The 23,760-nt window shown below is 70.0% G+C and carries 21 protein-coding genes; 8 read left to right on the top strand and 13 right to left on the bottom strand.

Annotation, left to right across the window (positions count from 1 at the left end):
- The first annotated feature begins 4 nt into the window (after nucleotides 1-4).
- The 5 genes from yidC to AB0J39_RS00435 all read left to right on the top strand — a co-directional run bounded on the left by yidC (nucleotide 5) and on the right by AB0J39_RS00435 (nucleotide 4,895).
- Nucleotides 5-955, top strand: coding sequence for a membrane protein insertase YidC (gene yidC, locus AB0J39_RS00455; protein ID WP_363460208.1), 951 nt, complete (start codon nucleotides 5-7; stop codon nucleotides 953-955).
- Between the two features lie 18 nt (nucleotides 956-973).
- Nucleotides 974-1,468, top strand: coding sequence for a R3H domain-containing nucleic acid-binding protein (locus AB0J39_RS00450; protein ID WP_346223729.1), 495 nt, complete (start codon nucleotides 974-976; stop codon nucleotides 1,466-1,468).
- A gap of 199 nt (nucleotides 1,469-1,667) precedes the next feature.
- Nucleotides 1,668-2,348 (top strand): 16S rRNA (guanine(527)-N(7))-methyltransferase RsmG, encoded by a 681-nt coding sequence (rsmG, locus tag AB0J39_RS00445; RefSeq protein ID WP_363460206.1) that lies wholly within the window; start codon nucleotides 1,668-1,670, stop codon nucleotides 2,346-2,348.
- 319 nt (nucleotides 2,349-2,667) lie between these two features.
- Nucleotides 2,668-3,441 carry a ParA family protein gene (locus tag AB0J39_RS00440; protein ID WP_363460204.1) on the top strand — a complete coding sequence of 258 codons (774 nt, stop codon included), beginning with the start codon at nucleotides 2,668-2,670 and terminating at the stop codon, nucleotides 3,439-3,441.
- A 467-nt stretch (nucleotides 3,442-3,908) separates the two neighbouring features.
- The gene (locus tag AB0J39_RS00435; RefSeq protein WP_363460202.1) at nucleotides 3,909-4,895 is read left to right on the top strand and encodes a ParB/RepB/Spo0J family partition protein; all 987 of its coding nucleotides are present in this window, start codon (nucleotides 3,909-3,911) and stop codon (nucleotides 4,893-4,895) included.
- Between the two features lie 540 nt (nucleotides 4,896-5,435).
- Here the strand turns inward: AB0J39_RS00435 and AB0J39_RS00430 are convergent.
- The gene (locus AB0J39_RS00430) at nucleotides 5,436-6,386 is read right to left on the bottom strand and encodes a D-alanine--D-alanine ligase (RefSeq protein WP_169983605.1); all 951 of its coding nucleotides are present in this window, start codon (nucleotides 6,384-6,386) and stop codon (nucleotides 5,436-5,438) included.
- 299 nt (nucleotides 6,387-6,685) lie between these two features.
- On the bottom strand, nucleotides 6,686-7,918 hold the full coding sequence (locus tag AB0J39_RS00425; RefSeq protein ID WP_363460331.1) for a PLP-dependent aminotransferase family protein: 1,233 nt from the start codon (nucleotides 7,916-7,918) through the stop codon (nucleotides 6,686-6,688).
- Between the two features lie 353 nt (nucleotides 7,919-8,271).
- Here AB0J39_RS00425 and AB0J39_RS00420 point away from each other — a divergent pair, with 353 nt between their 5' ends.
- Complete coding sequence (locus AB0J39_RS00420) at nucleotides 8,272-8,892, top strand: GNAT family N-acetyltransferase (RefSeq protein ID WP_142573380.1); 621 nt, start codon at nucleotides 8,272-8,274, stop codon at nucleotides 8,890-8,892.
- A 99-nt stretch (nucleotides 8,893-8,991) separates the two neighbouring features.
- On the opposite strand, the gene trxA is transcribed toward AB0J39_RS00420, so the two are convergent.
- The 8 genes from trxA to AB0J39_RS00380 all read right to left on the bottom strand — a co-directional run bounded on the left by trxA (nucleotide 8,992) and on the right by AB0J39_RS00380 (nucleotide 18,265).
- Nucleotides 8,992-9,315 (bottom strand): thioredoxin, encoded by a 324-nt coding sequence (gene trxA, locus AB0J39_RS00415; protein ID WP_310741774.1) that lies wholly within the window; start codon nucleotides 9,313-9,315, stop codon nucleotides 8,992-8,994.
- 78 nt (nucleotides 9,316-9,393) lie between these two features.
- Nucleotides 9,394-10,323, bottom strand: a complete 930-nt coding sequence (gene trxB / locus AB0J39_RS00410) for a thioredoxin-disulfide reductase (protein WP_363460199.1) — start codon at nucleotides 10,321-10,323, stop codon at nucleotides 9,394-9,396.
- A gap of 151 nt (nucleotides 10,324-10,474) precedes the next feature.
- Nucleotides 10,475-11,398 carry a zf-HC2 domain-containing protein gene (locus tag AB0J39_RS00405; RefSeq protein WP_363460197.1) on the bottom strand — a complete coding sequence of 308 codons (924 nt, stop codon included), beginning with the start codon at nucleotides 11,396-11,398 and terminating at the stop codon, nucleotides 10,475-10,477.
- A complete protein-coding gene (sigM, locus tag AB0J39_RS00400; RefSeq protein WP_346223722.1) occupies nucleotides 11,388-11,978 on the bottom strand; it encodes an RNA polymerase sigma factor SigM in 591 nt (196 codons plus the stop codon). The genes AB0J39_RS00405 and sigM overlap by 11 nt, the downstream gene beginning before the upstream one ends.
- Nucleotides 11,979-12,038: 60 nt before the next feature.
- The gene (locus AB0J39_RS00395) at nucleotides 12,039-13,541 is read right to left on the bottom strand and encodes a serine/threonine protein kinase (protein WP_363460194.1); all 1,503 of its coding nucleotides are present in this window, start codon (nucleotides 13,539-13,541) and stop codon (nucleotides 12,039-12,041) included.
- A 272-nt stretch (nucleotides 13,542-13,813) separates the two neighbouring features.
- The gene (murJ, locus tag AB0J39_RS00390; protein ID WP_363460192.1) at nucleotides 13,814-15,412 is read right to left on the bottom strand and encodes a murein biosynthesis integral membrane protein MurJ; all 1,599 of its coding nucleotides are present in this window, start codon (nucleotides 15,410-15,412) and stop codon (nucleotides 13,814-13,816) included.
- Nucleotides 15,413-15,447: 35 nt separating this feature from the next.
- Nucleotides 15,448-17,682 (bottom strand): hypothetical protein, encoded by a 2,235-nt coding sequence (locus tag AB0J39_RS00385; RefSeq protein ID WP_363460190.1) that lies wholly within the window; start codon nucleotides 17,680-17,682, stop codon nucleotides 15,448-15,450.
- A 46-nt stretch (nucleotides 17,683-17,728) separates the two neighbouring features.
- Nucleotides 17,729-18,265 (bottom strand): YbaK/EbsC family protein, encoded by a 537-nt coding sequence (locus tag AB0J39_RS00380; RefSeq protein ID WP_363460188.1) that lies wholly within the window; start codon nucleotides 18,263-18,265, stop codon nucleotides 17,729-17,731.
- Nucleotides 18,266-18,407: 142 nt separating this feature from the next.
- Between AB0J39_RS00380 and AB0J39_RS00375 the strand changes: the two genes are divergently transcribed.
- Nucleotides 18,408-19,844: a CCA tRNA nucleotidyltransferase gene (locus AB0J39_RS00375; protein ID WP_363460186.1), complete on the top strand. Its 1,437-nt coding sequence runs from the start codon at nucleotides 18,408-18,410 to the stop codon at nucleotides 19,842-19,844.
- Nucleotides 19,845-19,848: 4 nt separating this feature from the next.
- On the opposite strand, the gene AB0J39_RS00370 is transcribed toward AB0J39_RS00375, so the two are convergent.
- Nucleotides 19,849-21,147, bottom strand: coding sequence for an MFS transporter (locus AB0J39_RS00370; protein ID WP_363460184.1), 1,299 nt, complete (start codon nucleotides 21,145-21,147; stop codon nucleotides 19,849-19,851).
- A 101-nt stretch (nucleotides 21,148-21,248) separates the two neighbouring features.
- Here AB0J39_RS00370 and idi point away from each other — a divergent pair, with 101 nt between their 5' ends.
- A complete protein-coding gene (idi, locus tag AB0J39_RS00365; protein WP_363460182.1) occupies nucleotides 21,249-21,848 on the top strand; it encodes an isopentenyl-diphosphate Delta-isomerase in 600 nt (199 codons plus the stop codon).
- Between the two features lie 72 nt (nucleotides 21,849-21,920).
- Here idi and AB0J39_RS00360 read toward each other — a convergent pair whose 3' ends face one another.
- Together AB0J39_RS00360 and AB0J39_RS00355 are read right to left on the bottom strand one after the other, a co-directional pair.
- Nucleotides 21,921-23,000 (bottom strand): inositol-3-phosphate synthase, encoded by a 1,080-nt coding sequence (locus AB0J39_RS00360; RefSeq protein ID WP_363460180.1) that lies wholly within the window; start codon nucleotides 22,998-23,000, stop codon nucleotides 21,921-21,923.
- 13 nt (nucleotides 23,001-23,013) lie between these two features.
- The gene (locus tag AB0J39_RS00355; protein ID WP_030508612.1) at nucleotides 23,014-23,652 is read right to left on the bottom strand and encodes a PadR family transcriptional regulator; all 639 of its coding nucleotides are present in this window, start codon (nucleotides 23,650-23,652) and stop codon (nucleotides 23,014-23,016) included.
- Nucleotides 23,653-23,760: the final 108 nt, after the last annotated feature.

Genomic DNA, 23,760 nt, shown 5'->3' with positions numbered 1-23,760 from the left:
CTCGGTGGAGCTGCCATTCCTGAACTGGCTGTATACGGCTGTGGCCTGGGTGATCACCCACATCCACGCCGGCTACAGCACATTCATCCCCGCCAGCAGCGGTCTCAACTGGGCGCTGACCATCATCACGCTGACCGTGCTGATGCGTCTGTTGATCTTCCCGCTCTTCATGAAGCAGATGCGCTCGTCGCGCAAGATGCAGGAGCTCGCGCCCAAGGTCCAAGAGCTGCGCAAGAAGTACAAGAACGACAAGCAGCGCATGAACCAGGAGGTCATGCGGCTGTACCAGGAGGGCGGCGCCAACCCGCTGGGGGGCTGCCTTCCGATCGTCGCGCAGTTCCCGATCTTCATCTCGATGTTCACCGTGCTGCGGGCCATCGCCGAGGACCGGGCCGTCTTCGGGATGTCCAAGGAGCTCGTGGAGAGCGCCCGGCACGCGCACGTCTTCGGTGCTCCGCTGCCGGCGACCTTCTTCACGAGCGCGGCGGACATCGAGAAGTTCAGCGCCGATCCGGTGGTCACGAAGATCGTGCTGGCGCTCTTCGTCGCCGTCAGCTCGCTCACCACGTTCCTCACCGTCCGGCAGAGCGTGACGCGCTCGATGGCGCAGATGCCGGACAACCCCATGGCGCAGCAGCAGAAGATCCTCATGTACATCTCGCCGCTGTTCGCCGTCTTCAGCCTGAACTTCCAGCTCGGTTTGATCCTCTACTGGGTGACCACCAACCTGTGGACCCTCGGCCAGCAGCACTGGTTCTACAGCCGCCACCCGATGCCGGTGGTGGACGAGAAGGGCAACGTCACCACTCCCGAGCCGACGAACGGGATCTTCACCAGGCTGGTGGGGAAGCCCAAGGCGGCGGAGCAGCCTGAGCCGGCACCCGCCCCCAAGATCGTCCGTCAGCAGCCGGCGCGCCAGCCTCGCAGCAAGCGCACCGGCAGCAAGAAGTCGTAGGAGAAGGAGAGTCCGGACGTGACCGAAGCTGAGGAGACCCTCAAGCCTGCTCCCGACATCGATGCCCTCGAACAGGAGGGCGAGATCGCGGCGGACTACCTTGAGGGCCTGCTCGACATCGCCGACCTGGACGGCGATATCGACATGGACGTCGAGGGAGACCGTGCCGTCGTCTCGATCGTGGGCATCAAGGGTGACGAGCTCGTGGGTCCCGGCGGAGAGGTGCTGGAGGCGCTGCAGGAGCTGACGCGCCTGGCCGTGCACCGCCAGACGGGGGAGCGTTCGCGGCTCATGCTCGATGTGGGCGGCTATCGGGAGCGGCGCCGGGCCGAGCTCACCAAGGTGGGCGCCGCGGCGGCCGACGACGTCAAGCGCACCGGCGAGCCGAAGGCGCTCAAGCCGATGACGCCCTTCGAGCGCAAGATCGTGCACGACGCCGTCGCGGCGGCGGGCCTGCGCAGCGAGTCCGAGGGCGAAGAGCCCCGCCGCTTCGTGGTGGTCCTGCCCGCCTGACCGCTTTTCACAGTTCCGACGCGGGGAAGCCGCCGGTCCCACATCCGGGACCGGCGGCTTTTCCGTCCTGTACGTGCCTCTGTCTCTTCCCCTCCCAGCCGGACCAGGGCGGCCGGCGGACGCCGGATGTACGGCTGGCCGTCGCCGAGGGGGGAAGGACGGTTACCCTTGGCCCAGAGCGTTCATGAATGAGTGAGTGATGACGGAGAGCAACGAGCTGCCCGAGGCGCCCCCGGTGGCGCGAGAGATCTTCACCGGCGAGGCGTTGGAGCGGGCCCGGCTGTTCGCCGAGTTGCTCGCCGGGCCGGGCGTGGTGCGGGGACTCCTGGGGCCGCGTGAGGTGTCCCGCATCTGGGACCGGCACCTGCTGAACTGCGCGGTCGTGGAGGAGGCGGTCCCGCCGGACTCGACCCTCGTCGACATCGGCTCGGGCGCGGGCCTGCCCGGGCTCGTGCTCGCGATCGTCCGCCCCGATGTGACGGTGACCCTGCTGGAGCCGCTGCTGCGCCGGACCGTGTTCCTGTCCGAGTGCGTGGAGGCGCTCAAACTCGACAACGTGGAGGTGCTGCGCGGGCGGGCGGAGGAACTGGCCCGAAAGCGCGTCTTCGACGTGGCGACTGCCCGTGCGGTCGCGCCGCTCGACCGTCTGCTGGCGTGGTCGATGCCGCTGCTGCACGAGGGTGGGGAACTGCTCGCGATGAAGGGCGAGCGGGCGCAGGAGGAACTGGACGCCGCCCGTCCCCAGTTGGAGGCGTTCGGGGTGAGGCACGTCGAGTTGATCACAGTGGGGCACGGTAGGGTCGAGCCGCCCGCGACCCTCGTTCGCGTCGTCGCCGGACGGTCACCGCGAACGGACACGCGGAGGCGACGAAAGAGGTGAGCCGGTGGCGGACGCCGGATCAGGCGGTGTGACAGCGGGCCTGGGTTGGCCGGAGACCCGGCTCCCCCTACGCTGGGAGATCGCGACAGCAGGCCGGTCCTCCGGGGTGGGCTGGCCTCGTCCCTCTGCTTCGCCGGTCGAAAGGACGACGACCGTGTCCCAGACCCCCCTTAGCCCTGGCGATTCGCCGCTGGTACGAGAGGCACTGAGTTCTGTGGTTTCACGTGAAACAGCCGCACCCCCGCAGGCGGCTGCGCCTTCCGTCGGTTACTCGACGCGCGACGAGGGGGCCTGGCCCCGGCCTTCCCGGTGCCGCGTGATGACCGTGGCCAACCAGAAGGGCGGCGTAGGCAAGACCACCACAGCCGTCAACCTGGCGGCCGCGCTGTCCATGCACGATCAGCGCGTCCTCGTGGTCGATCTCGACCCACAGGGCAACGCGTCCACCGCGTTGGCGACGGAACACCGGTCGGGGATGCCGTCGGTGTATCAGGTCCTCGTGGACGACATGCCGCTGTCGCAGATCGTGAAGCCGGTCCCCGAAATGCCGAACCTGTTCTGCGCTCCCGCCACCCTCGACCTCGCGGGCGCGGAGATCGAGCTGGTTCCGATGGTCGGCCGGGAGACCCGTCTGCGCCGGGCGCTGGCCTCGTTCGACGCGATGGAGTTCGACTACATCCTCATCGACTGTCCGCCGTCGCTGGGACTGCTGACCGTGAACGCCATGGCGGCGGCACAGGAAGTGCTGATCCCCATCCAGTGCGAGTATTACGCCCTTGAGGGGCTCACCCAGCTCCTGCAGAACGTCGAGCTGGTGCGCGCGCACCTCAACCAGACGTTGGCGGTCACGACCATCCTGCTCACGATGTACGACGGCCGGACCCGCCTCGCTTCTCAGGTGGCCGAGGAGGTGCGATCCCACTTCGGCGACACCGTGCTCGACGCCGTCATCCCCAGGAGTGTCCGTGTCTCCGAGGCGCCCAGCTACGGGCAGTCGGTCATGACGTACGACCCGGGCTCGAGCGGAGCGCTGGCGTACATGGGCGCCGCGCGCGAGATCGCCTACCGCGCGGCGGCCCTCGCCGGCGCCTGACAGAGCCGCGCGCAGCGCGAACGGCGCGTTGGCGACGGGGCTCGCCCGGACGGGACAGCACCCTTTTGGGTCCTCCGAAGCATGCAGCGCACTGGGTGATTGAATGCGCTGAGCTCAGTCGTCACCGCGCCGGCCGGAAGGTCCGGAAGGTTCGGCCCTCGCCCAGTCCACCCGGCGCTCCGCGGTGCCGTGGGCTGGGCGGCGCATGGTTGAGACGTCACTGCGCCGGCCGGAAGCTCCGGTCCTCGCGAAGCCCGCTCCGCTGGGCCTTCGCTGCGGTCCTCCCTCCCGCCCGCTCCGCTCCTCCCCCGGTGATGCTGGGCGTTGGGCGGGTTTGTACACAGCTCGATGCGCGAGACTCATGGGGACGCCGTCACAGCGGTACTCTCTCCTGGTGTGTGCGTGCCGGTGCCCAGTGACCCCGAGTCGCTGGGCACCGCCTTCTGTGCGGGTATGAGGGAGCAGCGGTGAGCCAGCAGCGTCGGGGACTGGGCAAGGGTCTTGGGGCTCTGATCCCCACAGGACCGATCGTCGAACCGGCGTCCATGGCGAGCGTTTCGCCTGCCGGCCCACCGACGGCTGTGCCGGGAGTGGACGTGGGTGGCCTGCGTCCGGTGGAGGGCGCCTACTTCCAGGAGATCGAGGTCGACTCCATCTCCCCGAACCCGCGGCAGCCGCGCGAGGTGTTCGACGAGGACCGTCTCGACGAACTCGCGGCATCCATCAAGGAGGTCGGCCTGCTGCAGCCGGTCGTCGTCCGTGCGGTGGAGGGCGGTCGCTTCGAGCTGATTATGGGGGAGCGGAGGTGGCGCGCCTCGCAGATCGCGGGGTTGGACCGCATTCCCGCGATCGTCCGGAGCACCCAGGACGACGAGATGCTCCGTGAGGCGCTCATCGAGAACCTCCAGCGGGAGCAGCTCAACGCGCTGGAGGAGGCGGCGGCCTACCAGCAGCTTCTGGACGACTTCGGCGCCACCCACGAGGTGCTGGCCAGAAAGGTGGGGCGGTCCCGCTCGCACATCAGCAACACCCTGCGCCTGCTGAATCTCCCGCCCGAGGTGCAGCGCCGGCTGGCGGCCGGAGTCATCAGCGCCGGGCACGCGCGGGCGCTGCTCGCGCTCAACGATCCCGCCGCCCAGGAGCGGCTGGCGAGCCGGATCGTGGCGGAAGGGCTGTCCGTACGGACCGTCGAGGAGATCGTGGCCCTGGGCGAGGCGACGGCGGGACCGGCTCCGCGCAAGCCTCGGGCGAAGAAGCCGACCGCCCCGGCGCTCCGCGACCTGGCGGACCGGCTCTCTGACCACTTCGAGACAAGGGTGAAGGTCGACCTCGGCAGCCGGAAGGGCCGCATCGTCGTCGAGTTCTCCACGATCGACGACCTGGAGCGGATCATCGACACGATGGCGCCGGAGGCCGCCAACGCGATGCGCAGTAGGGGCATCACGACCGACTAGTGCGCTGTCCACCCTCCTGCCGTGATGGGGGAGCGGAGCCGAAGGGAGCGAGGACCGCAGCGAAGGTCCAGCGAAGCGGACTTCGCGAGGACCGGAGGTTCCTTCCAGCGCAGTGACCAACCCCGCCGGGAGGTCATCGACACCCAGAGCCGCAGGGTTTCACGTGAAACACGGGCCTGAGGGCGTGGTTGAGCTCGGTTGTCGGCACCGTCCCACCCCTGTGCTCACCAGACGTCCATGAGGCGGGGAGCGGAGCGGAAGGGAGCGAGGACCGGAGGTTCCTTCCAGCGCAGTGACCAACCCCGCCCAGAGCTCGCCGACACCCCGGCAGCATGGGTTTCACGTGAAACACACGGTGGACCCAGCTCTCGGCGCCCTCGGCCAAGGTTGGTGGTAGTTATCCGCGCTGCGCAAATCGTGAACGTCCACAGGCCCGCACCGTCAGAGTGACGGACGGCCCGGCCGACGGTGGTTTGCCTTCACGCCCCTCCAGGCGTGATCGCAGCCTGGAGGGGCGTTTCACGTGAAACGGGGGTGAGATCAGGCTCGGGTGGCGGCCAACTCGAGGAGCCCCTTGCACAGGGTGCCGAGGTCTCGGCCCGCAGCCTCCGCGGCCATCGGCAGCAGGGATGTCTCCGTCATGCCGGGTGCCACGTTGACCTCGAGGAAGTACGGCTTGCCGGAGCCGTCGACGATGAGGTCGGTGCGGGAAAGGTCGCGCAGGCCGAGGGCGGTGTGCGCGGCGACCGCCATTCCGGCGCACGCCTCGGCGACCTCGGGGGAGAGCCGGGCCGGTGCGAAGAACTCCGTCTGGCCGGCCGTGTAACGGGCCGCGTAATCGTACACACCCCGATCGGGCACGATTTCCACCGGCGTCAGAGCGACCGGCCCGTCGCCGAGATCCACCACGGAGACCGCGACTTCCACGCCCTGGACGTACCGCTCGATGAGCGCGGTGTCGCCGTAGGCGAAGCAGCCGACCATCGCGGCGGGCAGTTCCTCCGCCGTGCGGACGATGGACGCGCCCAGCGCGGAGCCACCGCGGGAAGGCTTGACGAAGAGCGGCAGGCCGAGCCGATCGATGATGCGGGCCAGCACGGCCGTGGCGCCGAGATCATGGAACGTCTCCTTGGGCAGCGCCACGGAGTCGGGCGTGTTGAGCCCCCAGGAGCGGACGACGGCCTTCGCCGTGGGCTTGTCGAAGGAGACCCGGCAGGCGTCCGGCGTCGCCCCCACGTACGGCACGTCGAGCAGTTCCAGCACCGACCGGATGGCGCCGTCCTCGCCGGCGCCGCCGTGCAGGGTGACGAACACCGCGTCCGGCGGGTCCGCCAGCACGGCGGGCACGAAGGTGGCGTCCGCGTCGCGCGTCTCCACGTCCACACCGACCGCCCGCAGCACCTCCGCGACGCGGCGTCCGGAGCGGATGGAGACCTCACGCTCGTAGGAGAGCCCTCCCGCGAGGACGAGCACGTGGCCCAGATCGCTCATGACGCCTCACCGCCCATGCGGACGGCGGCGGCGCCGGTTCCGGTCCGCGCCCCCTTCCACGGACGCACGGGGGGCGATCCTTGGGTCATCGTTCGCTCGCTCACGAAGAGGGCCTTTCTCGCCTCGAGAAGTCAGTACGGCCAGCCTGAACAGGCTAGTGCCCCGCCCGCGCCGGTGTGTCCCCCGGTTCGCCAAGCCATCCCAGGCGGGCGTGGCGCACTTCCATCCATAGCGTAGGAGCCGCCCATGAGGTCCCATGGGCGGCTCCTAGGTCGCAGGGGGCGGCGGCCGTACGCGCTTTAGGCGAGATCCGGGCTGGGGGTGTCGACGCCCGCGTGTCCCGGAGCGGAGCCGGTGCCGAACGTGTCCCGCAGCCTGAGCTCCTGCTCGATCACGCCCGCCAGGCGGCGCACGCCCTCCTTGATGCGGTCCGGCTCGGGATAGCAGAACGACAGGCGCATGTTCCGCGCGCCGCCGCCGTCGGAGTAGAAGCCGGTGCCGGGCACGAACGCGACCCGCTCGGCGACCGCACGGGGGAGGATCGCCTTCGAGTTAAGTCCCTCGGGCAGCGTCATCCAGACGAAGAACCCGCCGGCGGGGCGGGTCCATGTGCAACCGGGCGGCATGAGCACGTCGAGCGCGCCCAGGAGCGCGTCACGCCGCTCGCGGTACAGCTCACGGAACGACTTGATCTGCTCGCGCCACGGCTGGGTGGCGAGATACTGGCCGACGGCGAGCTGGGTGAAGGACGAGTGCGACAGCACCGCCGACTCCATGGCCAGGACCAGCTTGTCGCGTACGGCGTGCGGGGCGAGGGCCCAGCCGACGCGGAAGCCGGGGGCGAGGGTCTTGGAGAACGAGCCGAGGTAGACCACGCCCTCGGGGTCGTCGGCGCGCAGCGCCCGCATCGGTTCCCCGTCGAAGCCGAGCAGGCCGTACGGGTTGTCCTCCACCACCAGAACCCCGGCCCTGTTGCAGATCTCCAGCACCTGGCGGCGGCGCACCTCGTTCAGCGTCACACCGGCCGGGTTCTGGAAGTTGGGGATCGTGTAGAGGAACTTGACCCGGTTGCCGGCCGCATGGAGTGCGTAGATGGTCTGGGCGAGGGCTTCGGGGATGAGGCCCTGGTCGTCCATGGCGATGTGCACGACCTTGGCCTGGTAGGCGCTGAACGTCCCGAGCGCTCCGACGTACGAGGGCCCTTCGGCGAGCACGACGTCGCCGGGGTCGATGAAGATCCGGGTGATCAGGTCGAGCGCCTGCTGCGAGCCCACCGTGACGACCACGTCGTCGGCGTTCGCCTCGATGCCCTCCATGCGCATGACCTCGCAGATCTGCTCGCGCAGGGCGGGGTCGCCCTGCCCGGAGCCGTACTGCAGGGCCACCGAGCCGCGCGTGCTGACCAGGTCGGCGACGAGCTCGCTGACCAGGTCGAGGGGGAGCGCGTTGACGTACGGCATGCCGCCGGCGAGCGAGACCACCTCGGGCCTCGACGCGACGGCGAAGAGAGCTCGGATCTCGGAGGCGACCATGCCGGTGGCGCGGGCGGCGTACCGGTCGACGTAGGCGTCAATGCGCGACCCGTGGGCCGCGTTAGTCCGACCGTGATCAAGCTCTTGTGCCACGGTCCACCTCCGATCACGTAGCCAGGAAATCCAGAGTACGGTAACGCGCCACGCCCATCACAACTGGGTATTGACCATCAATGGCCCCTTTTCTTGCATTCCTGTCCCACTGGTTTCGGCCCGGCCAACCCCTTTAATGCTCGTCGGCGGCTGTTCGTGGCGCACCCGCTCCTGCCCTTCCGCTGAGTTACGATGCGACCTGGAGACGCCGTTTTCGCGCGCTTTTCTGGCAGGACTCCTGACGGGGATTGGGGCATCACGTGTCGCGTCGGCTGGTCAACGTCACCCTCGACAATCTCGATGACCTGCCGCGCCGGTGCCGGCGGTGTGTGTTCTGGGAGCTCGATCCCGTCAGCGGCGAGCGCGCGGTGGAGGCGGGGGACCCGGGGCTGGAGAAAGAGGCGTGGATCTCCGCGACCCTGCTCGAATGGGGCAGCTGCGGCAAGATCGCCTATGTCGACGGGGTCGCGGCCGGGTTCGTGCTCTACGCTCCGCCGCTTTACGTCCCACGCTCGGTGGCGTTCCCCACGTCTCCGGTCAGCTCCGACGCGGTGCTGCTGATGACCGCGCACATCGTGCCGGAGTTCACCGGCGGAGGCCTGGGCCGGATGCTCGTGCAGGGCGTCGCCAAGGACCTGACCCGCCGCGGCGTCCGGGCGATCGAGGCGTTCGGCGACCTGAAGTGGGAGCAGCCGGGCGGCTGCGTGCTGCCCGCGGACTACCTGCTGTCGGTCGGGTTCAAGACCGTCCGCCCGCATCTGCGCTTCCCCCGGCTCCGGCTGGAGCTCAAGACGGCCGTGTCGTGGCGCGAGGACGTCGAGGTGGCGCTGGAGCGGCTGCTGGGCTCGATGTCCCCGGAGAGGGCCCTGCGGCCCGTCTGAGGGGATCTCAGCGGTACGTGTGGCCGCTGACGACACAGGAGCCCCCCGCGCGAGTGCGCGGAGGGCTCTGCTTTGTAACGGAGGGCTCTGCTTCCGGCGTCAGATGACGCCGTCGAGTTCGCGCAGCAGCATGGCCTTCGGCTTGGCGCCGATGATCTGCTTGACGACCTCGCCACCCTTGTAGACGTTCATCGTCGGGATCTGGAGCACGCCGTAGTCCCGCGGCGTGACGGGGTTCTCGTCGATGTTCAGCTTGACGATCGTCAGCTTGTCGGCGTGCTCGGTGGCGATCTCCTCGAGGATCGGCCCGACCTGACGGCACGGACCGCACCACTCGGCCCAGAAGTCGACCAGAACCGGCTTGTCGCTCTTGAGGACCTCGGCCTCGAAGCTCGCGTCCGTCACGCTCTTGATCGCGCCCACGGTATTTCTCCCCTTGCGTGAGTGGTGTGGCGGTGCAGACAACCGCGGGGACCGTCCCCGCATTCCCGATGCCGGGACTCAGGCGTTCAGCGTCAGCCAGCGCTCGGCGTCGAGCGCCGCCGCGCATCCGGTCCCGGCCGCCGTGATCGCCTGACGATAGGTGTGGTCGACGACGTCCCCGGCCGCGAACACTCCGTCGATGTTCGTGCGCGTCGACGGGGAATCGACCTCGATGTACCCCTCAGCGTCGAGATCGACCTGACCCTTGACGACGTCGGTGCGGGGCTCGTGCCCGATCGCTATGAACACGCCCCCCACGGGGAGGTCGGTCTCCTCGCCGGTCTTGACGTTGCGCACCCGCACCCCGGACACCCGCTCCTCGCCGAGCACGTCGGCGATCTCGCTGTCCCAGACGAAGCGGATCTTCTCGTTCGCGAACGCCCGATCCTGCATGATCTTGCTGGCGCGCAGCGAGTCGCGGCGGTGGATCACCGTCACCGACTTCGCGAACCGGGTCAGGAAGATCGCCTCCTCCATCGCCGTGTCACCGCCGCCGACCACCACGATGTCCTGGTCGCGGAAGAAGAACCCGTCGCACGTGGCACACCAGGAGACGCCCCGGCCGGACAGCCGCTTCTCGTTGTCCAGCCCCAGCTCGCGGTAGCTCGAACCGGTGGCCAGGATGACCGCCTTGGCGTAGTAGGTGTCGGTGTAGGTCTTGACGACCTTGGGGTCGGCCCGCAGGTCCACCTCGACGACGTCGTCGGCGACCAGCTCGGCGCCGAACCGCTCGGCCTGCTTGCGGAAGTTGTCCATCAGGTCCGGGCCCATGATGCCGTCCGGGAACCCGGGGAAGTTCTCCACGTCGGTGGTGTTCATCAGGGCGCCACCCGCGGTGACCGAACCCTCGAAGACGAGCGGCTTGAGGTCCGCGCGCGCGGTGTAGACGGCCGCCGTGTAGCCGGCCGGCCCCGACCCGATGATGATCACGTTTCGAACGTCGCTCAACGGACCCGCCTTCTTCGATCCCGGTGGATGTGCAGTGCCGTCAACAGATCCTAGGCCCCGGTCATTCCCGGGCCGACCCCTGTCATGACGAAGCCCCCCGGAGGTCGCGGGGGGCTTCGTCACTGCTGATGGTACGGCTATCGCCGCGCGGTCACTTCCAGGAGGCCAGACCCTCGGGGCGCAGCTTGCGGCACCCGGAGTCCACCACGACCACCCTGACGGCGTTCATGCTCTTGTCCTCCCAGAACGCCATGATGGTGGCCTCGTTGCCGTTGTAGAGAGCCTTGTCGACGCCGATCGGCGTGCGGTCGAGCTCGTTCGAGAACCGCTTGACGCAGGTGTCGAGGTCCTCGTCGTCGTTGGTGCCGGAGCCGGGCGCCACGCCGAAGTACCCCAGCAGCGGCCCGCGCAGCTCCCGGCTGGTGTAGTTGTGGCCGCTGGCGTAGGTCGAGTAGGTCAGCGCCTGGACCTTGGCCGGGCTCTGGCCGGGCTCGCCCTGGCTCACCATCTGCTGCGACGGCGAGTCGCCGAACGAGAGCAGCCCGGTGGCGAGACCGCCGCTCCCGATCACCACGGCCGCGGCCGCGGCGACCGCGGCGGGCATGGCCCACGCGCGCCGTCTGGACGCCTTCCCGCCCGCCGTACGCGTCCCGGAGCGGCGCCTGGCCGGCCGGATCGTGCCGTCGTCGGCGACGACTCCCAGTGGAGCGACCGGCGCGAGCTCGCGCTCCGGCTCCGCGGAATCGGCCACCGTGGTTTCGACCAGAGGCTCGACCGTCTCCCACGGGACGCTCTCCAATGGAGCGCTGTCCCAGGGGGCGTCCCGCATGATGCGGTCCCAGTCCGGAGCCTCGGCGGCCAGTGCCCGGTCTATGCGCTTGGCGACGCCCAAAGGCATCGCCGGCACCGGCACCGCCGCCAGGACCTCTCGGACCGCGGCCAGGTCGGCAAGGCTCTCCCCGCAGGGGTCGCAGACCGCGAGATGCTCGCGGACCCGCCGGGCCGTCGTGTCGTCGAGGAGACCCTCCGCCAGCTCGGCGAGAACCTCCAGGTCGTAGTGCGTGTCACCCGTCACGAAGTTCTGCTCCCTTCCCGGATGAGACGCGAGTGAGGTCAGATCGGTTCCGCAGATGCGAAAGAATCGGGGCGAGTTTCGCGCGGCCCCGCGCACAGCGGCTCTTCACGGTGCCCGGGGGGACCCCCAGCACCGCCGCCGCGTCGTCCACCGCGTACCCCATCATGTCGACCAGCACGAGAGCCGCCCTCTGGTCGGGCGGCAGCAGCTTGAGCGCCGCCGTGACCTCCAGGGAGACCTCGCGCTCGCCCGCGTGGTCGGTGGCCGGGGCGTCGCGCTCCGCGGCCTCGATGAGCTCGTCGTCGGCGACCGGGCGCACCGACTTGCGGCGCATGCGGTCGAGACAGGCGTTGACCACGATGCGGTGGAGCCACGTCGTGACCGCCGCCTCGCCGCGGAAGCTGTCCGCCTTGCGGTACGCCGAGACGAAAGCGTCCTGGACCGCGTCGGCCGCCTCGTCGGGATCGCCGAGCGTACGCAGGGCGACCGCCCACATGCGGTCGCGGTGCCGCCTGACGATCTCGCTGAACGCGTGAGGGTCACCGCCGAGGTGGCGGGTCAGCAGATCGGCATCGGACATCGCGCGGCGCGCGTGCTCAGCCGTCGGGGGATTGTCTGGTGGGGAGTTCACAAGTCCCTGCTATGCCGATCCGGGGGAATGCACCGTTACGTCGTAGATAGTGCCACGATACTGCCCGTTGTAGGGGGGAAGTCGGGTGAACCAGATCAAAACGTACTGGCCGGTGGTGGCCTTTTCCGGAGTGAGCGTCACCGAACCCGACGCGCCCTTCTTCTCCGCCACGGTCTTCAAGGAGGACAGCTCCGCCGCGTCGCCCACCTTGAGCTGCACCGTCGCGCCGCCTCCGGTGCCCAGGGAGACGACCACGTCGGCGATGGGGACCGGCTTGCCCATGTCGAGGATGAGCCCGACGCCGTCCTTGAGCCGTCCCAGGTCGGCACTGCTGTAGCTGTCGGTGTGCCAGTCGGTGGACGGCTTGCCGTCGACGGCGAGCGGGGCGATCTCCGGCTTCTCGGCGCGGTCGGAACCGAGGGGGTCGAACCCCGCCGCGCTCACCGCCTTGACCGTGACCGGCTTGAGCGAGGGGGACGGGGACCGCGCGGCGTCCGACTGGGCCACCCCTCTCGGGGTGTTGCCGAGGTTCTTGCCCACGGTCCAGGCGCCCACGCCGACGGCGGCCATGACGAGCAGGACGATGACGGTCAGCAGGATCTTGCTCGCGGTGCCCGTCTGCGGGCGCGGCGGAGGGACCATCGTCATCTGGGACGGCATGCGCGGCGGCATGGTCGACATGCCCGGCCCGTCCGGCGCCTCGCTGCGCAGGTTCAGCGCGGGCGGCGCGGTGGTGACGGGGGCCGGCGCGGGACGGGGCACCTGGGCGAGGGCCTCGGCCACGTCGGCCGGGGTGGCCAGCGGCGGCTGCCCTCGCCGGGACTCCTGCAGCAGCGCGCGGCAGGTGATGGCGTCCAGATAGCCGGGGACTCCCGCGGTGACCTGCCGCGGAGTGCAGACCTTGCCGTCGTCCAGCGGTGCGGTGGGCAGCCCGCAGTCGGAGTCGCCGGGCCAGTGGCCGGTCAGCGCCGCGTAGAGCAGACGGCCCAGCCCCTCGGCGTCCTCCCGGGCGGGCTCGTCGCTGCTCAGGTCGAGGATCGCGGCGTCGACGGCGAGCCCGAGGAGCTTGACCGTGCCGCCGCTCGTCCAGACCAGGCGCCCGGGGGTGAGGTGCAGGTGGATGAGGCCGGCCGCGTGCGCGTGCGCCAGGGCCTCGGCCGCCTCGGCGACCAGGGCCGCGCCGCGCTCGGGCTCGATCGGCCCGCTTTCCAGCAGGTCGAGCAGCGAGTCTCCGCTCACCCACTCGCTCACGACGTACGCGGTGCCGTCCTCGTCGGCCGCGTCGAAGACCTGGGTGAGACGGGGGTCGGTCAGGCGGCTCGCCACGCGGGCGGCGGTGACCACCTCCTGGACCCGGGGGAAGTCGGGCGCGAACGTGTGGACCGCGACCGGCCGGGCGAGGATCTCGTCCAGGGCCTTCCACAGGGTCGCACCGGCGGACTCGTGCACCCGGTCCTCGAGGCGGAACCGATCCGCCAATCGGGTCCCCGGTTCGACCGTGGACATGCTCATACGGCCGCTCCGCTCCGCGGCCCGTCGGCATGCCTCAGCCGATGCCGGGTGGTTCCGCCCACGCCTTCCCGCTTCCGCTCGCCGGTCCGATACTCCAGATCGCGTCCCTGAGACCTCCTGCCTGCCGCCTCCACCGGTCGGACAAGATCTGCGGGACGCACTCCCTGGCGCACCATGCTAGTGCCGTGCCGCTTGTGCCCGCCTTCCCGATGGAAAACGTCCGAATCGGACTTCTGGGTTACCTTCCAGTTGCCGGTCGCTCTTGAGGACTCTTACCGTCCTACCCGGCTTGCGACAAGTCCAATGATGGAGCGGACCTCGGGCACCCGCAGCCGGTGCGCGGCCACCATGTACAGCAGCAGCCCCGCGCCGCCGCCCACCGCGAGCACCACGGCCGAGCTCACCGCGGTGATCGAGGTGAGCTCCCTGGCCAGCCACAGGACCGCCAGCGCCAGCGCGGCGGCCGGGATCGCCGCCGCGTACATCCGGCCGAGTCCGGCGGTGACCTCACGGCCGCCGAGCCCGCCGACCTTCCGGCTCGCCAGCACCCACGCGACGACGCAGAGCACGATGTACGTGATCAGGTAGGAGAACGCCAGCCCGATGATGACGTACCGGTCGGGAAGCGTGAAGTAGGCGACCAGGCTGAGCGTCGCGTTGATCGCCACGTTCACCCCGGCCATGATCGCCGGGGTGCGGGTGTCGCCGAAGCTGTAGAAGACCCGCAGCAGGAGCTGGAAGATCGAGAACGGCACGAGCGCGACGCCGAACACCTGCAGCACGTGGCCGATGTAGATCGCGTCGGTCGTGGTCATGCGGCCCCACGAGAAGATCAGCGTGGTGACCGACGGCCCGAGCACCATCAGCAGCAGCCCCGCCGGGACGATGACGGACGAGACCAGCCGCACCGCCGAGGCGAAGTCCGTGCGCACCGAGTCCAGCTCGCCGTCGGCGACATGCCTGCTCATCCTCGGCAGCATCGCCGTGATCACCGACACCGCGATGATCCCGTACGGGAGCTGGAAGAGCTGGAAGGCGTACGCCCACGCGCTGTTGCCGGCGCCGGGGGCCCGTGCGCCCGCACCGGTCGCGAGCTTGGTGGTGACCCAGAAACCGACCTGGGTGATGCCGGTGTAGGCGAAGGTCCACACGGCGGCCCTGGCCGCCTCTCCCAGGCCGGAGCCGCGCAGCCCGAGACGGGGACGGAACCGGAAGCCCGCCCGGTGCAGCGCGATGATCAGCACGAGGGCCTGGGCCACGATGCCGCCGGTCGTGCCGAGACCGAGCAGCGTGAGGTCGCGCTCGCTCACCTTCTCGATGTCGGACGTCCCGACGGCGTAATAGGCGGCCAGGACGCCCATGACCACGATGTTGTTGAGCACCGGCGCCCACATCGGGGCGGCGAACCTGTCCCGGGTGTTGAGGATCGCGCCGGCCAGCGAGCCGATCCCGAAGAACGCGATCTGGGGGAGCATGTACCTGGCCAGCGTGGCGGCCACCTCGACCTTGTCCTCGGACCAGTTCGAGGCGGTGTAGAGATCCATGATCGGACGGGCCAGCAGCACGCCGACCAGTGCGACGGCCGTCAGCACGATCACCGCCAGCGTCATCAGCCGCTGTTCGAACGCCTGGCCCCCGTCGGGGTCCCGCTTCTGCGCCCGGACGATCACCGGCACGATCACGCTGCTCAGCACGCCCTGCAGCAGCAGGTCCAGCAGGATGTACGGGATCATGTAGGCCGCGTTGTACGCGTCGCCCAGGGCGAAGGTCCCGATGGCGGCGGCGAGCATCGCCGTACGGACGAAGCCGGTGAGCCGCGAGGCCATCGTCCCGGCCGCCATGATCGCGCTGGCCCGCAGCATCCTGCTCATGGTGTTCCTGGCCGCCTTCCTCCGGATGGTCCCGACTACGGTGACTGGGTGCGCTCGGCCGGGACGGCTCCCGGCCGGTCCCCGGGCGGGCCCTCCTCGTCCGGCGGCCCGTCGAACGGGAACGCCTTGCGCGACCTGCGGCGCAGGACGCGCATCACCACGGCGGCCAGCATGATGACCACGGCCGCACCCACGATGACGAGGGCGATGCCGGTGTAGCCGGTCGCGCGCACGACGACGCGCACCGCGCTGCCGTACCTCTCGCCCTCGTCGGTCAGCAGCTGCACGGAGATGCTCGCGTCGCCGCCGCCGTTGCGGACGATCACCGGCACGTTCACGAGCTGGCTGCGCCCCGCGAGGATCCTCGTGGTGGGGGTCACGTAGACCCCTCCGGGGGCCTCGCGTTCGTCGATCGCGAGCCGTGACTTGTTGCCCGAGGTGACCCGGATCTTGATCTGGATGTCCTTGTCCAGGTTGTTGGCCACGCTGACGGGGACCTGGCCGTTGCTGCCCGCGACCGCGCGCGGGGTGTCGAGCACGGACACGTGGCCGATGCGGTCGTCGATCGCCTTCTGCACCTGGCCGGCGAAGGAGACCGCCCGCTTGCCGTCGCCTCGCCAGGAGGCGGAGGCCAGCCGGAGGATGGCCGTGTGGAAGACGTCCGTGTGCTCCTCCGTGACGGTGGCCACGGCGTCGGCCTTGCGCTCCAGCTTGCGTACGGTGGCCAGATAGGAGCGGCTCAGCTCGGCCTGGCGGTCGCGGTCGGTGTAGGTCAGGTCGCCGCGCGGCGTCCCGGCCCGGCCGGGCTTCACCGAGTCGAGCGAGGTCATGCGCAGCCAGGGCGCGCCGGAGACCGCCTGCAGGAGGCCGGAGACGAACGCCGGGTCGGGGGTCCACAGGTGTGTTTCGGGCGCCGCGATCACCGTGCGGGAGGCCGTCTTCGCCGTCGCGTCCTGCCCGGCCTGCCCGGCCTGGCCGAGCTGGCCGAACGGACCGGTCCGCTGGCTCTGCTGCTCGAAGGCGATCATCGCGGTCTCGGCGAGGAACCGCTGCCGCGCGAGCATCGCGGCCCCGGGAGCGGACACGTCCCCGCCGAGGAGCTTGCCGAGCGTGGGGTCGGCGAGCAGCGCGGTGACCGGGTTCTCCGCGACGGTGTCGAGCCTCGCCGCGGCGTCGGGAGTGGTCGGCTCCGGGGGGAGGGCGGGCTGCCCGTCCTGCGTGACGGCCCGCGGCGGCAGCGCGTCCCCCGACAGCAGCACGGACGTGACGCCCGACATCGCCAGCTCGTCCACCGCGTCACGGTCGATCTTGCCGCCGGCCGGCCACGCGGTGGTGCCGCGGATCTCCCGGCCGAGCAGTTCGGTCGCGAGCGCGGCCCCGCGCTGCACGGACGCCGCGGCCTGCTTGTCGAGACCGTGGTGCACGAGCGCGGCCACGTCCGGATCGGCGTACGGCGTGGCGACGACGGTCTTGTCCGTCAGCGCGCTGCGCAGCCCGTTCAGCCACTGGCCGGCGGCGGGGTCGGCGTCCTTGCGCGTGCCCTTGACGCTCCGGGGGCCGGAGGACAGGACGCGGACGTCGTCGAGCAGGGCGGGGTCCACGAACCAGGTCACCCCGTCGCCGGTGTCCTGCGCGGTCTGGAGCAGCGACGCCAGGCGGCCGGACGCGAGCGAACCGGACAGGTCGTCGTCCATGAACGTCGCGTCGTCGGCGCGGTGGGGCCGGTCCACGAGCGGCAGGGCGACGGCCAGCTTGACCGTGGGGATCTGCTCGCCCTTGGGGGCGTACGTCAGGAAGGTGCGCTCGATCCCGAGCCGCTGTCCGGTCGCCGCGTCGGTGACCTCGACCTCGAAGGGGTAGACCCCCGGCCGGGGCAGGCCCAGCTCCTGCGGGGTCACGGTGAACCGGAAGGGGAGCTTCCCCGACTGGTCGAGCGGCGTGGCCTGGATCCTGGTGCTCCAGTTGGTGGTCCCGTACCCCTGCTCGGCCAGGTAGGCCGCCATCTCCGTCCGGGAGGCGAACGGCCGGCCCCGGGAGTAGCGGACGGCGACCCGCACGGAGGACCCCGGCGTGCCGGACACGGTTCCCGCGACCGTCACGGGTGCGGCGGCGGTGCGTACGACCTCCGGCGTGATCTCGCTCACGAGGAGCGGATCGGCCGGAGCCGCCGCGGCACGACCCGGAGGCGCCGCGACAGCCGTACCGGCCATGCCCGCGGGGGATGCGAGCAGGGCGGTCAGCAATGTCAGCAGCGCGGCCTTACGGATCATGTGCCGGCCGGCGGTGAGGTACGGCGCACGCCCAGAATGCTATGGCCTATGCCGTCCGCATAGGACTCACCAGGCTCGCGAGACCCCTCCTTTGGGCCGTGCTCAGGTCGACGGGCTTGGCCGCCACCAGGTCGAACAGATGGATGGCACGCAACCGCAACGCGGTCCGGCGCTCGCCGGTCGCGGTGTGGACGACCTCGTCGGGATCGATGCGCTCCATCAGCCGCTGGTCCACGAGAACGGTCAGATCGTCGGGCAGCAACAGCGGGCAGACCAGGCCGTGCGCGTAGTCGGTCGCGGAGTTCACGGTGAAGGCGGACGCGGGGGTTACCCTGTGGGCGCGCAGGACGGCGCCCACCTCCGCCGGCCCGGGACAGGAGTTCACCGCGCTCACCACGGCCACCGCGTGTGCCCGTCCGCGCGCCGACACCTCGAACAGCGACACGCACAGGCAGGTCTCGGGAGTGACCCCCAGCACCTCGGGAAGCTCGTCCGAGCATGTCAACGGGCGCGGAAGACGTACGATCTCATGGTGGATCTGGTGGGCGAGGAGCCAGCGGTGAATCGCGAGAGCGTCTTTCATCTCGTGTGCTCCTTGCGTCGTCCAGCGCCCCCGAACCGTCCGTGGCCTGGTGATCGCTAAGTGTGTCTCCCCTGGGTGACACCCGAACACCTGGGCCATCGGGGGAGAGTTTCTGTTCCGTGACCGAAGGACCTACCCAGCCTTGTCCGTTTCAAATCTGAGCGACAGCCAGCAGCGCGCCGTGAACGAACTGTTCCGCCGGATCGCCCCTGTCGCCGACGAGCTCGGTGAACTGTTCTCGGCCCGGGGGCACGAGCTGGCTCTGGTCGGCGGCTCCGTCCGCGACGTCCTCCTCGGCCGCGCGAGCAAGGATCTCGACCTGACCACGGACGCCCGTCCCGAGCGGGTGCTGGAGATCGTCAAGGACTGGGCGGACGCCGTCTGGACGATCGGGATCGACTTCGGCACCGTCGGCGTGCGCAAGGGCGGGTGGCTGCTGGAGATCACGACCTACCGCAGCGAGTCGTACGACCCCGCCTCGCGCAAGCCCGAGGTGATGTACGGCGACTCGCTCGACGGCGACCTCGCCCGCCGCGACTTCGCGGTCAACGCGATGGCCGTACGCCTGCCGCAGCACGAGTTCGCCGACCCCTACGGCGGGCTGCCCGACCTCGCCGCGAAGACGCTGCGGACACCGGGCAGGCCCGAGCAGTCGTTCGACGACGACCCGCTGCGGATGCTGCGCGCGGCGAGGTTCGCCGGTCAGCTCGGGTTCACGGTCGCGCCCGAGGTCGTCGAGGCCATGACCGCGATGTCCGGCCGCATCGAGATCGTCTCGGCCGAGCGCATCCGCGACGAGCTCGACAAGCTGATCCTCGGCGCGTACCCGAGGGCCGGGCTGGCGCTGCTGGTGGAGACCGGGCTCGCCGCCCACGTCCTGCCGGAGCTGCCCAAGCTGCGGCTGGAGATCGACGAGCACCACCGGCACAAGGACGTCTACGAGCACACGCTGATCGTGCTGGAGCAGGCGATCGGGCTGGAGGCGGCCGGCCCCGACCGGGTGCTGCGGTGGGCCGCCCTGCTGCACGACATCGGCAAGCCGAAGACCCGGCGCAACGAGCCCGGCGGCCGGGTGTCGTTCCACCACCACGAGGTGGTCGGCGCGCAGATGGCCAAGAAGCGGCTCACCGAGCTGAAGTTCCCCAAGGACGTGGTGTCCGACGTGTCCAAGCTCGTGGAGCTGCACCTGCGATTCCACGGCTACGGGACGGGGGAGTGGACCGACAGCGCCGTGCGCCGCTACGTCCGCGACGCGGGACACCTCCTCGAACGCCTGCACAAGCTGACCAGGGCCGACTGCACCACCCGCAACAAGCGCAAGGCCCAGGCCCTGTCGCGGACCTACGACCAGCTGGAGGAGCGCATCTCCCGGCTGGCCGAGGAGGAGGAGCTGGCCAAGATCCGGCCCGAGCTGGACGGCAACGAGATCCAGGAGATCCTCGGCGTGCCGCCGGGCCCGGTCGTCGGCAGGGCCTACAAGCACATGCTGGAGATCCGCATGGACCAGGGCATGATCGGCAAGGAGGCCGCGAAGGACGCCCTGCTCGCCTGGGCACGCGACACCGGGATCCTGTCGTAGGCGATCAGTCGGCGGCGGGGACCGGCGGCCTCCGTGTGGCGGTGGGCAGCACCATCCGGTACAGCACCGCGCCGAGCAGGTAGCCGACGCCGATCACGGCGAGCGCGACATAGGACCTGCCGTCGGGCGGCAGCAGCGCCGCCGCCAGCACCGCGCCGAGGACCGTCATGCCGTTGAACAGCATGTCGTACACGGAGAACGCGCGGCCGAGATAGGCGTCCTCGACGTCGCGCTGCACGACGGTGTCGGCGCAGATCTTCACGCTCTGCCCGGCGACGCCGATCACGAGTCCGGCGGCCACGAACGCCCACTCGTGGAACGTCGCGCACAGCGCGAACTCCAGGACGCCGCAGGTCACCAGCATCATCGGGACCCAGGTCTCGATCCGGAACCGCTCGGTGGCCCACGGCGTGACCAGCACCGCGGCGAAGCTGCCCACGCCGACGGCGCCCAGCACGAGCGTGATGCCCTTCAACGCGTCGTCGGGGTTCGTGGTGAAGCTGTAGCGGTAGAGCATGACCACCGCCGCGGTCGAGATGCCGAACATGAGGCGGTGACTCGCCATGCCGGTGAGGGCCGCCGCCGCCGAACGCCGGTGCGCGAGGTGCCGGGCGCCGTCCACCAGGCCGGTCAGCACGTTCCGCACGGCCTCGCGGGCCTGCGGGAGGTCCGGGTCGTACGCGGGGCCGAGCAGGGAGCGCTCCATCGTCCGCGCGATCAGCGCGCTCAGTCCGAAGACGAGGCCGGAGCAGACCAGCAGCACCGCCACGCCCCCGTCGCCGGATCCGGCGACCGCGCGCAGCAGGACGCCGGCGCCCATCCCGATGAACGTCGCCACCGTGCCCGACGTGGGCGTCACCGCGTTGCCCATCATCAGGTGCTCGTTCGGCACGACGTGCGGCAGCGACGCGCCGAGGGCCGCCAGGAAGAACCGGTTGACCGCGAGGACGCCGAGCGCCGCCGCGTAGAAGACGCCGTCGGAGGCCCCCGCCGCGACGAGGACCGCGGCCAGCACCAGCAGGGTCCCGCGTACGATCGGCGCGATGACGAGGATCTGCCGCCTCGACCAGCGGTCGATGAACACCCCGACGAAGGGCCCGAGGACGCTGTACGGCAGGAGCAGCACGGCGAGACCCGCCGCGATCGCGGTCGCGCTGGCCTGCCGGTCCGGGCTGAAGAACGCGTAGCCGCCCACGGCGAGCTGGAAGATCCCGTCCGAGAACTGCGAGACGAGCCGAGTGGCGAAAAGCCGCCGGAAGTTCGACCCCCGCAGGACCACCCGCAGATCGGAGACGTAGGACACGGCGCACAGCCTACGCGGGCGATCAGGGTCGAGCATCAGGATCAACCCTGATAAAGCCCCTACGTCACACCGGCATCGAGGTGATCACGTACTCTCGCAGAGTGACCTCACAGGAACATGTCGTGCTGGTCGACGGCGAGGGCAACCCGATCGGCACCGCTCCCAAGTCCTCCGTCCACACCGCTGACACTCCGCTGCATCTGGCGTTCTCCAGTTACGTCTTCGACCGGCGCGGCCGTGTGCTGTTGTCCCGGCGGGCGGGCACGAAGCTGACCTGGCCCGACGCGTGGACCAACAGCTGCTGCGGGCACCCGCTGCCGGGCGAGCCGCTGTCGTCGGCGGTGATCCGCCGCCTCCGGTTCGAGCTGGGCCTGGCCGTCGAGTCCGTCGACCTGATCCTGCCGGGCTTCTCCTACCGGGCGGTGATGGACAACGGCATGGTGGAGAACGAGCTGTGCCCGGTCTACCGCGCCGTGGTCTCGGAGGAGGCCGCGCCCAACGCCGAGGAGGTGGGCGAGGTCCGGTGGGAGCCCTGGACGCGCTTCGCCGCCGAGGTGATGAGCGGAGAGCTGGACATCTCGCCCTGGGCCCGCAAGCAGGTGCCCCAGCTCGTCGCGCTCGGGCCGGACCCGCTGGACTGGCCGGTCGCCGACCCCGCGGCCCTGCCGCCGGCCGCGCGCCCGCTCAGCACGAACCCCTGATACCGGACGGGACATGGGACCGCCCCGGTCCTAGTGACGGAACCGGGGCGGGACACCCGTGGACGACGGACGTCAGCGCTCGATCGTGCCGCGGATGAACTCCTCCACGGCATCGCGGGCGGCGTCGTCGGAGTACTGCTCCGGCGGCGACTTCATGAAGTAGGACGAGGGCGACAGCAGCGGGCCGCCGATGCCCCGGTCGAGAGCGATCTTGGCCGCGCGGACCGCGTCGATGATGATGCCGGCCGAGTTGGGCGAGTCCCAGACCTCGAGCTTGTACTCGAGGTTGAGCGGGGTGTCGCCGAACGACCTGCCCTCGAGGCGGACGTAGGCCCACTTGCGGTCGTCCAGCCACGGCACGTGGTCGGACGGGCCGATGTGGACGTCGGCCTTGGCCATCTCGTGCGGGATCTGCGACGTGACCGACTGGGTCTTGGAGATCTTCTTGGACTGGAGGCGGGTGCGCTCCAGCATGTTCATGAAGTCCATGTTGCCGCCGAAGTTGAGCTGGTAGGTGCGCAGCAGCTCGACTCCGCGGTCCTCGAACAGCTTGGCCAGCACGCGGTGCGTGATCGTGGCGCCGACCTGCGACTTGATGTCGTCGCCCACGATCGGGACGCCGGCCTCGGTGAACTTGGCGGCCCACTCGGGGTCGGAGGCGATGAAGACCGGCAGCGCGTTGACGAAGGCCACCTTGGCGTCGATCGCGCACTGCGCGTAGAAGCGGTCGGCCTCCTCCGAGCCCACCGGGAGGTAGGACACCAGGACGTCGACCCGGGCGTCCTTGAGCGCCTGGACGACGTCGACCGGCTGCTCGTCCGACTCCTCGATGATCTCGCGGTAGTACGTGCCCAGCCCGTCGAACGTCGGGCCACGCTGTACGGTCACGCCGAGCGGCGGCACGTCGCAGATCTTGATCGTGTTGTTCTCGGAGGCGACGATGGCCTCCGACAGGTCGCGGCCGACCTTCTTGGCGTCCACGTCGAAGGCCGCGACGAACTCCACGTCGCCGACGTGGTAGTCGCCGAACCGCACGTGCATGAGGCCCGGCACACGGCTGCCCGGATCCGCGTCCTTGTAGTAGTGGACGCCCTGCACCAGCGATGAGGCGCAGTTGCCCACACCGACGATGGCTACGCGCACCGAACCCATAGCACTCGCTCCTTTACCTATCTGCCTCGGGCGTGTCCGCCCTCTGGGTCTCTTCCTGTACGGCTTGCGCGGGATCCGGGGGGTGATCCCCCTCGCCGGGAGCCGATCGGCTCCGTCGTTCCGAGTCGATGAGCTCGTTGAGCCAGCGGACCTCGCGCTCGACCGACTCCAGCCCGTGGCGCTGGAGCTCAAGCGTGTAGCTGTCCAGTCGCTCTCTCGTACGGGCGAGAGCCTCGCGGACACGGTCGAGTCGTTCCTCCAGCCGGCTGCGGCGGCCCTCCAGGATGCGCAGGCGCACCTCCGCCTCCGTATGGCGGAAGAAGGCGAAGTGGATGCCGAAGCTCTCGTCCTCCCAGGAGGACGGGCCCGACTGGCTGAGCAGCTCCTGCAACCGCTCCTTCCCCTCCGCTGTGATCTTGTACACGATCTTCGACCTGCGGCCGAGGACCGTGTCCTCAGGAGGCTCCTCTTCGGCGATGAGGCCCTCGTTCAGCAAGCCCCTGAGGCAGGGATACAGCGAGCCATAGGAGAACGCACGGAACATGCCGAGCAGCGTGTTGAGCCGTTTGCGCAGCTCGTAGCCGTGCAGCGGTGTCTCGTGCAGCGATCCCAGGACGGCGAGCTCCAGCACACCGCCACGAGAGCCCGTCACTGGAACCACCTCCTGTGTCCGACCGATGTATCGACTCGATACATCCGCAGGATACGTCGGGGCGTCATAGATGGCAACGGGTCAACGGTTGGGCAAGATTTGGCAAAG

The organism is Microbispora sp. NPDC049633 (assembly GCF_040675265.1).
GTDB lineage: Bacteria > Actinomycetota > Actinomycetes > Streptosporangiales > Streptosporangiaceae > Microbispora > Microbispora maris.
Note: the sequence above shows the minus strand (reverse complement) of the source record. Positions and strands in the feature narration are given on the sequence as shown.